This is a genomic window from Pseudonocardia sp. McavD-2-B, assembly GCF_024124365.1.
In the GTDB taxonomy this organism is placed as follows: Bacteria; Actinomycetota; Actinomycetes; order Mycobacteriales; family Pseudonocardiaceae; genus Pseudonocardia; species Pseudonocardia alni.
The window spans coordinates 1-9,012 of sequence record NZ_JAMXSG010000248.1; the positions used below are offsets into that span (position 1 = coordinate 1).

9 protein-coding genes are annotated in these 9,012 nt (G+C 74.1%); 3 read left to right on the forward strand and 6 right to left on the reverse strand.

The genetic code is table 11. The features are described 5' to 3' along the window. The 4 genes from NH602_RS24365 to NH602_RS24380 form a co-directional block, all read right to left on the reverse strand. Positions 1–357 (reverse strand): MFS transporter (locus NH602_RS24365; RefSeq protein ID WP_253068995.1); only part of this gene is annotated, 357 nt, incomplete at its 3' end. 63 nt (positions 358–420) lie between these two features. Further along, a complete protein-coding gene (locus NH602_RS24370; protein WP_083658883.1) occupies positions 421–1,095 on the reverse strand; it encodes an HAD family hydrolase in 675 nt (224 codons plus the stop codon). An 84-nt stretch (positions 1,096–1,179) separates the two neighbouring features. Continuing rightward, entirely contained in the window at positions 1,180–1,728 is a 549-nt protein-coding gene (locus NH602_RS24375) for a GNAT family N-acetyltransferase (RefSeq protein ID WP_253068996.1), read from the reverse strand. A 34-nt stretch (positions 1,729–1,762) separates the two neighbouring features. Beyond that, on the reverse strand, positions 1,763–3,460 hold the full coding sequence (locus NH602_RS24380; RefSeq protein WP_253068997.1) for an L-lactate permease: 1,698 nt from the start codon (positions 3,458–3,460) through the stop codon (positions 1,763–1,765). Between the two features lie 178 nt (positions 3,461–3,638). Here NH602_RS24380 and NH602_RS24385 point away from each other — a divergent pair, with 178 nt between their 5' ends. Together NH602_RS24385 and NH602_RS24390 are read left to right on the forward strand one after the other, a co-directional pair. Then, positions 3,639–4,853 carry a cytochrome P450 gene (locus tag NH602_RS24385; RefSeq protein ID WP_253068998.1) on the forward strand — a complete coding sequence of 405 codons (1,215 nt, stop codon included), beginning with the start codon at positions 3,639–3,641 and terminating at the stop codon, positions 4,851–4,853. 22 nt (positions 4,854–4,875) lie between these two features. Continuing rightward, positions 4,876–5,496 (forward strand): TetR/AcrR family transcriptional regulator, encoded by a 621-nt coding sequence (locus NH602_RS24390; RefSeq protein ID WP_062402483.1) that lies wholly within the window; start codon positions 4,876–4,878, stop codon positions 5,494–5,496. Between the two features lie 120 nt (positions 5,497–5,616). Here NH602_RS24390 and NH602_RS24395 read toward each other — a convergent pair whose 3' ends face one another. Both NH602_RS24395 and htpG read right to left on the reverse strand, forming a co-directional pair. Further along, a complete protein-coding gene (locus NH602_RS24395) occupies positions 5,617–6,663 on the reverse strand; it encodes an ABC transporter substrate-binding protein (protein ID WP_253068999.1) in 1,047 nt (348 codons plus the stop codon). A gap of 81 nt (positions 6,664–6,744) precedes the next feature. Beyond that, on the reverse strand, positions 6,745–8,673 hold the full coding sequence (gene htpG / locus NH602_RS24400; RefSeq protein ID WP_308292877.1) for a molecular chaperone HtpG: 1,929 nt from the start codon (positions 8,671–8,673) through the stop codon (positions 6,745–6,747). A 158-nt stretch (positions 8,674–8,831) separates the two neighbouring features. Between htpG and NH602_RS24405 the strand changes: the two genes are divergently transcribed. After that, positions 8,832–9,012 (forward strand): hypothetical protein (locus NH602_RS24405; RefSeq protein ID WP_253069000.1); only part of this gene is annotated, 181 nt, incomplete at its 3' end.

The window sequence follows — 9,012 nt, forward strand, 5'->3', positions numbered from 1 at the left end:
GTGCCCGATCAGCGCGAGGCTGCACGCGACGACCGCGGCGGCCCCGACGCCCTGCCCGATCCGGCCGGCGACGAACCCGGCGGTGCCGGTGGCGAGCGCGCCGCCCGCCGAGGCCAGGGCCAGCACGACCGCGCCGGTCGTGAACACCGCGCGCCGCCCCAGCCGGTCGGCCAGGGTCCCCGCGGTCAGCAGCACCGCGGTGAGCCCCAGGCTCATCGAGCTGAGGATCCAGGAGCGCCCCGACGGCGAGGAGCCCAGGTCGGCCGCGATCGGGGCCAGGGTGGCCAGCGGCGCGGTGTAGCTGACCAGGGCCAGCATCGTGCCGAGCGACGCCACCGCCACCGTGCGTCGGGCCACGCCGCCACCCCCGTCGTCACCGCGGACCGGTCAAGATCGGGACGGACGCTACGCCGTGCGGGCTCAGCTGGGGAGGCCGAGCAGCGCGGGCAGGTCCGCGACCGAGTCGATGACGGCGTCGGCGCCCGCCGCACGCAGCCGCGGCTCGCCGTGCGCCCCACCCCGCACCCCGACCGCGAGCCCCGCCCCCGCCCGGACGGCGGCGTCGATGTCGGCGGTCGCGTCACCGGCCACCGCGACCTGGGAGTGCTCGGTCCCGGCCCGCCGTGCCGCGGCGTGGAGCAGGTCGGGCTCGGGCAGGCCGCGGCCGTCGACGTCGGCGGGCGACAGGACCATGTCCGCCCGTTCGGTGAACTCCAGCGCCGACACCAGCCGGTCCCGCAGCTCGGGATCGAACCCGCAGGTCAGGGCCACGCTCAGGCCGGCGTCGCGGAGCGCGTCGAGGGTCTGCGCGGCGCCGGGGACCGGGCGGACGCGGCCCGCGTCCAGCGCGGCGTGCAGGTGGTCGGCGAACGCGGAGTGCGCGCGGCGGGCCCGGTACATGTCGCCGTCGAGGAGCTCGCCGAGCACCGTCATGACCGGGCGGTCCATCGTCGCGCGGGCCTGCCGGTCCAGCGCCGGGTAGCAGGGACCGTCGACGCGGACCCCGGCGGCGCGCAGGCCGGCCCGCAGGCCGGCGAGCACGAGCCCGTCGTCGACCATCGTCGTACCCGCCAGGTCGAGCACCGCCAGTTGCACGGGTGAACTCCACCGGCGCCGGATGACGATCACCCGACTCCTGGTCGACATCCGGGTGAACCGGCCGCGTCACTCCGGGGGGCGTCACCACAGCTCGCCGTCGCGCCAGTCGCAGACCAGCGCGCGGGCCGGGTCGAGCGGCGCGTCGACGGGCAGGACGTGCACGGTGCCGCGCTCGTCGGGGGTGTCGACGACGCCGTCCGGGGTGAGCGCGGCGAGCGGGCCGCACCACGGTTCCCAGCCGTGCCTGCGGTAGAGCCGCGCGGCGCGGGCGGCCGCGCCGAGCGCCCCGAGCCGGTACCCGCCGCGCACGATCCGGTCCACCTCGGCCATGAGCAGCCCGCCGAGCCCGCCGCCCTGGCTCCCGGGCCGCACGGCCACGGCCTCGACGTAGCCGGTGCGCAGCGCGACGCCGTCGTGCAGCAGCCTGCGGCCCACGACGGCCGCGTGCCCGACCGGGTCGTGCAGCGGACCGGCCAGCACGTGCACCCCGCCGAGCGCGTGGTCGAACGAGGCGTCGTCGAACCCGCCGGCCCCGTCGGCGTCGGCGGGGAACGCGGCGTCGAGCAGGGCACGCAGGGCACGGAGCCCGTCGCGCCCGAGATCGGCGGTGGGCAGGACGGTCAGGCGCACCCGGACGATCTTTCCGCAGCGCCCGGCGGCGTGGTCAGAAGGTCGGGAGCATCCATCCGAGCACCGGGGTCGACTGCAGGGACACCAGCACGCACAGCACCGCGAGCAGCCCGACGCTCCACAGGATCGTCCGCCGGAACAGCTCGGACTCCCGGCCGGCGACGCCCACGGCCGTCGCCGCGATGGTGAGGTTCTGCGGACTGATCATCTTCCCGACGACGCCGCCGGAGGTGTTCGCCGCGACCATCAGGTGCGGGTCCAGGCCCGCCTGCTCGGCCGCGGTCTGCTGCAGCGTCGCGAACAGGGCGTTGGCCGAGGTGTCCGAGCCGGTGACCGCGGTGCCGAGCCAGCCGAGGATCGGCGAGAGGAACGCGAACGCCGCGCCGGTCCCGGCGATCCAGGTGCCGATGGAGATCGTCTGCCCGGACAGGTTCATCACGTAGGCCAGCGCGAGGACGGTGGCCACGGTGAGGAAGGCGAACCGCAGCTTGTACGCGGTGGCGGCGAACTCCCGGACCGCCGTCGCGGGCGTGAGCCGGTACATCACCGCGACGCCGATGCCGCAGATCAGCAGCAGCGAGCCGGGCGAGGACAGCCACTGGACGCTGTAGGTCGTGGTCGACACCGGGTCCCCGGACGCGCCGAGGACCTGTCCGTCGAGCCCCGGCCAGCCGATCTTGAGGTCGGTGCCGGTCAGGAAGGTCGACACCGGGCCGACCAGCTTCGCCACCGAGAACACCACGATGATCAGCAGGTACGGCGCGAAGGCCATGAACAGCCTGCCGACCGACAGCGCCTGCGAGCGCTCGGCGAGGGTGCGCTTCTCGGTCGCGACGGACCCACCGCCGTCGCCTCCCGGGTCCTCGACGGGTGCGTCGGCGGTGCGCTCGATGCGCAGCGTCTCCATCGCCTCGGCGCCGCCGCGCGGCTGCCAGAAGCGCAGCAGGACCACGCCGGCCGCCAGCCCGGTCAGTGAGGCGACGATGTCGGTGAGCTCGACCGAGAGGTAGGTGGCGGCCAGCCACTGGGCGACGGCGAACGCGAGACCGATGACGAGCGCCACCGGCCAGACCTGGCGCACCCCGCGCCTCCCGTCGACGAGCAGGACCAGCAGCGTCGGCACGATGAACGCGAGCACCGGGGTCTGGTGTCCGACGACGGCGCCGATCTCGTTGTACGGGATCCCGGTGAGGGTGCCCGCGGTGATGATCGGCGTGCCGACCGCGCCGAACGCGACGGGGGCGGTGTTGGCCAGCAGCACGACGACCGCCGCCCGGACCGGGGAGAACCCGAGCGCCATCAGCATGACGCCGGTGATCGCCACCGGGGCACCGAACCCGGCCAGCGCCTCGAGCAGACCACCGAAGCAGAACGCGATGATGATCGCCTGCACCCGGGGGTCGTCGGAGATCAGCCCGAAGGCGGCGCGCAGGTCCTCGAACCGGCCCGCGGCGACGGTGAGCTGGTAGAGCCAGATCGCGGTGAAGACGATCCACATGATCGGGAACAGGCCGAACACCGCTCCCTCGGTGGCCGAGAGCAGGGCCAGGTGCACCGGCATCCCGAAGGCCGCCACCGCGACCGCGACGGCGACGACGAGTGCGGCCAGCCCGGCCCAGTGCGCCTTCCAGCGCAGGGCACCCAGCGTCACGAAGATCGCCACCAGCGGGAGCAGTGCGACGAGTGCGGACAGCCAGAGACTGCCGAGTGGTTCGGGATCTTGCTGGAACACGGATCTCCCCGGGGCGCCGTCGCCGATGACGGTTGCAGCCTGTCACGGTTCGCCCGGTGCCACCGGTCCGGCGGTCATCCGGGGCGTACCGGACAGGTGACGCGAAACGAGAGCACACTGTCGTTTGAGCGGTTACCGTGGGTGCGACGCGCCCGCCGACCCTCCGGAGGCCAGCACCATGACCGACACCGCCACGGACTTCACGCTCCCGCTGCACATGCGCCGCGACCGGTTCCTGCCCGACGCCGAGCTGGAGCGCATCCGCGACTCCGGCGACGTCCCACGGGTGCGGACCGCCTTCGGCGCCGAGGCCTACCTCGTCACCCGCTACGACGACGTGCGGCACGTGCTCGGCGACGCCGCAACCTACTCCAACGCCGGGAGCGCCGAGCTGACCCGCCCGGACGCACCGCCGCTGTCGGAGCGCGAGCAGGAGCAGATGCGGGCCGGCCAGCTGCTGCTGCAGGACCCGCCGGAGCACACCCGGCTGCGCCGCTTCCTCACCCGCGAGTTCACCCAGCGCCGGATGGCCCGCCTGGAGCCGCGGATCACCGAGATCGTCGACGAGCACCTCGACGCGCTGGAGGCCGCCGGGCCGGGTGCCGACCTGGTCTCCCTGTTCGCCCTGCCGGTGCCGTCGATGGTCATCTGCGAGCTACTCGGGGTGCCCTACACCGACCGCGACGAGTTCACCGCCCGGTCGACGCGCCTGCTCGACGTGTCCCTGCCCGCCGAGGAGCGACTGGCCGTGGGCCGGGAGAACCGCGCCTACATGGCCCGGCTCGTCGACGCGGCTCTGGCCGACCCGGGTGAGGACATCCTCGGCATGCTGATCCGCGAGCACGGCGAGGAGATCAGCCACGACGAGCTGGTCGGGATCGCGTCGCTGCTGCTGATCGCCGGGCACGAGACGACGTCGAACATGCTGTCGCTGGGCACCCTGGCGCTGCTGGAGGACCCGGAGCAGGCCGCGCTGCTGCGCAGCGACCCCGAGCTGGCCCGGCCCGCCGTGGAGGAGCTGCTCCGGTGGCTGTCGATCGTGCACACCGGGGTGGTCCGGGTGACGACGACCGACACCGTCCTGCGCGACACCCCGATCCCGGCGCGGTCGCTGGTGATGTGCTCGCTGCCCACCGCCAACCGCGACACCGGGTCCGGGTTCGACGACCCCGCCCGGCTCGACCTCACCCGCGGCGCGGCCGGGCACGTCGCGTTCGGGCACGGCGTGCACCACTGCCTGGGCGCCCCGCTGGCCCGGATGGAGATGGCGACGGCGTTCCCCGCCCTGCTCCGCCGCTTCCCCACCCTCGCCCCGGCCGGGCCGGTCCCGCCCGAGGCCTTCCGGGCCTACCACTTCGTCTACGGCATGCACACGCTGCCGGTGACCTGGTGAGGCCGGGCGATACCGTGCAGTGATGACCGCTTCGTCGCTCGACGGCTCCCCGGCGGGCCGTCCGCTGCGCGCCGACGCCGCCCGCAACCACCGCCGGATCGTCGACACGGCGGCCGCGGCGTTCGAGTCCGACGGAGCGGACGTCCCGCTGGAGGAGATCGCGCGCCGGGCCGGGGTCGGCGTCGCGACGCTGTACCGCCGGTTCCGGACCCGCGACGTGCTGGTGCGGGCGGTGCTGGACCAGGTGTTCGTCGCGGAGATCGAGCCGACCGCGGCCGCCGGGGACGGCGACCCCTGGGCCGACCTGGCCGGGTCGCTGGGCCGGGCGGTGGAGGCGATCGCCGGACGGCGGACGATCCTGCAGCTGGCCCGCGAGGCCGGCGCGTTCGACGTCGAGTCCGCCGAGCGCTACGGCCGGACGCTGACCCGGCTGCTGGACCGGGCGCGCGAGGCGGGCGCGGTGCGCCCGGAGCTCACCCCGCGGGACCTGTCGGCGGTCCTGGTCATGGCGCTGGCCGTCGCCGAGGGGTCGGACGCGGCGGAGACGGCGTCGGGCGAGGACCGCGCCCGCTACCTGGCGCTGCTGCTCGACGGGCTGCGACCGGGCAACCCGCCGCTGCCCCCGGGCTCGGAGGAGCCCTAGCAACGATCGGGGCACGGTCGCTGTCGCGGGCGGCGCGGACCCGCTACGGTTCCGGTCGTCCGCTCGGCAACGGCGCCGGGCGGATCCGCACTCCACCCCCGACCCGCCCGTCGCCGGGGCTCAGCCGCCGAACCGGTCGGGGTGCAGCCGCCGGGCGAGCGTCGCGACCGCGTCGGCGTTGCGGATGCCGGGGCTGATCTCGGCGAAGGTCGTGGTGAACACCCTCCCGCCGCGGACCGCGGGGGCCGTGGCGAGCGCCGGGTCGTTGCGCAGACGCTGGGCCAGCGGCTCCGCGCCCTCCGGGCCGACGTCGCGCCCGCAGCAGGCCGGGATCACGATCACGTCCGGGCTCGCCGCGACGACGCCCTCCAGGGACACGGTGCGCTGCCGGCCGGCGACGGTGTCGAACGCCTGCCGCCCGCCCGCGGCCTCGATGATCGTCGTCGCGACGTCGCCGGTGCCGAAGACCCGCAGTTCACCGGTACTGCCCGGGGAGTTCAGCATCGCCACCCGCGGACGATCGGTGACGCCGTCGAGCCGGGCGGCGACGTCGGCGAGGGTGCCGCGCATGCCGGCGACGACCTGCGCGGCCCGGTCCTCGGCGCCCAGCAGGCGCCCGAGGTCGGTGAGGTCGCGTTCGACGCCGGCGAAGGACACGTCGTTGTCGCCGATGCTCTGCTGGTCGCCGCCGTCGGCGGTCGGGCAGTAGGCGCTGAACAGGAAGGTCTCCGTGCCGGTGGCACCGAGCTCGGCGCGGGTGCCGAGACCCTCCCGGGTGAAGGCACCGGTGAAGCCGGAGACGACGAGGTCCGGGTCGACCCGCAGCACCTCCTCGCGCGACGGGTACTCCTCGGGCCAGTAGTCCTGCGGCCGGAAGTCCGGGTCGAGCTGTGCCGACAGCGGGTTGTCCAGGTAGGCCGCGCCGACCAGCCGGTCCCCCGCCCCGAGCGCGAGGACGGCCTCGATGCCGTTCTGGAACATCGCGACGACCCGCTCCGGGCGCTGCACGGGCACGTCGACGCCGCAGTTGACGACCGCGTCGGCGGCGGGGCCCGTGCCGTGGTCGCCGTGCCCGGCGGGTGCCGCGACCGGGTCACCCGCGCCGCACCCCGCGAGGAGCACCAGTCCGGCGAGCAGCGGCGCCCAGCGGCGCGGGTTCCCGATCACCGCGACAGCATAGCCACGACACCTGAGTGACTCTTCAGATGTGCGGCTCTCGTCACGGCACGGTCCCCGCGCCGCCCGGCGTCAGAGCGCGTGCTGCAGGCGCTCCGCGAGCAGCCCCACGAACCGGGACGGGTCGGCGAGCTCGCCGCCCTCGGCCAACAGCGCCATGCCGTGCAGCAGCTCGACGGTGCCGCTCTCGTCCTTCCCCGCGGCGCGGGCGTCGCGCAGCCCGGTGACCAGCGGATGCGACGGGTTGAGCTCGAGGATCCGCTTCACCTTCGGCGGCTCCTGCCCCATCGCCCGGTACATCTTCTCCAGGGTCGGGGTCATGTCGAACTCGTCGCCGACGAGAACGGCCGCGGAGGTGGTGAGCCGGGTGGAGAGCCGGACCTCCTTGACGTCCTCGGTCAGCACCTCGGCCATCCAGGTACAGAGGTCGGCGAACTCGGTCTGCTTCGCCGCCGCCTCCTCCTTCTCCTCGTCGGTCTGCAGGTCCACCTGGCCCTTGGCGATGGAGCGCAGCGGGGTGCCGTCGAAGCCGTCGACGGCGTCGACCCACACCTCGTCGACCGGGTCGGTGAGCAGCAGGACCTCGTAGCCCTTGTCCCGGAACGCCTCCATGTGCGGGGAGGCCTCGATCGCGGTCCGCGAGTCCCCGGTCATGTAGTAGATCGCGTCCTGGCCCTCGCGCATCCGCTCCGTGTAGGCGGCGAGCGAGGTCGGCGCGTCGGCGTCGTGGGTGGTCGCGAACGCCGAGACCCCGAGGATGGTGTCGCGGTTGTCGGCGTCGGACAGCAGTCCCTCCTTGAGTGCCCGGCCGCACTGCTCCCAGAAGGTCGCGTACTTCTCCGGCTCGTTGTCACGCAGCGAGCCGAGCACCGACAGCACCTTCTTCACCAGGCGCCTGCGGATCGCCGAGATCTGACGGTCCTGCTGGAGGATCTCCCGCGACACGTTCAGCGAGAGGTCCGCGGCGTCGACGACGCCCTTGACGAACCGCAGGTACTCGGGGACGAGCGCCTCGCAGTCGTCCATGATGAACACGCGCCGGACGTAGAGCTGGACGCCGCGGCGGGCGTCGCGCATGTGGAGGTCCATCGGCGCGACCTTCGGCAGGAACAGCAGCGCCTGGTACTCGAAGGTGCCCTCGGCGGCGAGCCGGATCGTCTCCAGCGGCTCCTGCCAGTCGTGGCTGACGTGCCGGTAGAACTCGGCGTACTCCTCCTCGGTCACGTCCTTCTGCGGGCGGGCCCACAGCGCCTTCATCGAGTTCAGCGTCTCGGGCGCAGCGTCGTCCGCGTCCCCCGCCGTGCCGGTTCCGGGAGGCATCCGGACCGGCCAGGTGATGAAGTCGGAGTAGGTCTTCACGATGCGCCGCAGCACCGAGGGGTCGGCGTAGTCGTGCAGCTGGTCCTCGGCGTCGGACGCCTTGAGGTGCAGGGTGACCGCGGTGCCCTGCGGGGCGTCGGCGACCGGCTCGATCGTGTAGGTGCCCTCGCCGTCGGAGGTCCACCGCACGCCCTCGCCCGCGCCGGCCTTGCGGGTCACGAGCTCGACGCGGTCGGCGACCATGAACGAGGAGTAGAAGCCGACGCCGAACTGGCCGATCAGCTCCTGGCGGGCGTCGTCGCCGGCCTCCCGGAGCTTCGCGAGCAGCTCCGCCGTGCCCGACCTCGCGATGGTGCCGATCAGGTCGACGACCTCGTCGCGGGTCATCCCGATGCCGTTGTCGCGGACGGTGAGGGTGCGCGCCCCGGCGTCCGGCACGAGCTCGACGTGCAGGTCCTCGGTGTCGGCGCCCAGGTCCTTGTCCTGGTAGGCGGCGAGGCGCAGCTTGTCCAGCGCGTCGGAGGCGTTGGAGATCAGCTCGCGCAGGAAGACGTCCTTGTTCGAGTAGATCGAATGGATCATCAACCGCAGCAGCTGCCGGGCCTCGGCCTGGAACTCGATCGTCTCCCCGCCCGTCGTGTCGGAGTCGATCGTCTCGCTGGTCGACGGATCCGTGCTCACGTCAGTCGTCCTCTCTGGGTCGTCACGCTGGTGCGGTCGCGATTGTGCCGAACGGCGAGCGGCCGCGCGCCTGGTGCCCGACCCCTGCGCCGTCGTCGCCGGTGCGGTGACCGGTACCGTCGCCGCAGGAAACCCCCCGAACCGGACGGATCACCCTCGTGCGCACGACCCGCAGCCCGGCCCGCCGCCTCGTCGCGGTGCTGCTGCTGTCGCTGGTCGCGGCGCTCGCCCCGATCGCCGGGTCGCTGACCGACGAGGCCGTCCCGGCCGCGGCGGCGGCCTCGGTCGGGCAGGACGTCGCGCCCGCCGAGGCGCCCCGGCCCGCACTGCTGGGGCGCT

Bases quoted from the DNA above. Each gene is read 5' to 3' on its own strand.
- NH602_RS24385 (WP_253068998.1), top strand. From the start codon at position 3,639: ATGACCGACACCGCCACGGACTTCACGCTCCCGCTGCACATGCGCCGC.
- NH602_RS24390 (WP_062402483.1), top strand. From the start codon at position 4,876: ATGACCGCTTCGTCGCTCGACGGCTCCCCGGCGGGCCGTCCGCTGCGC.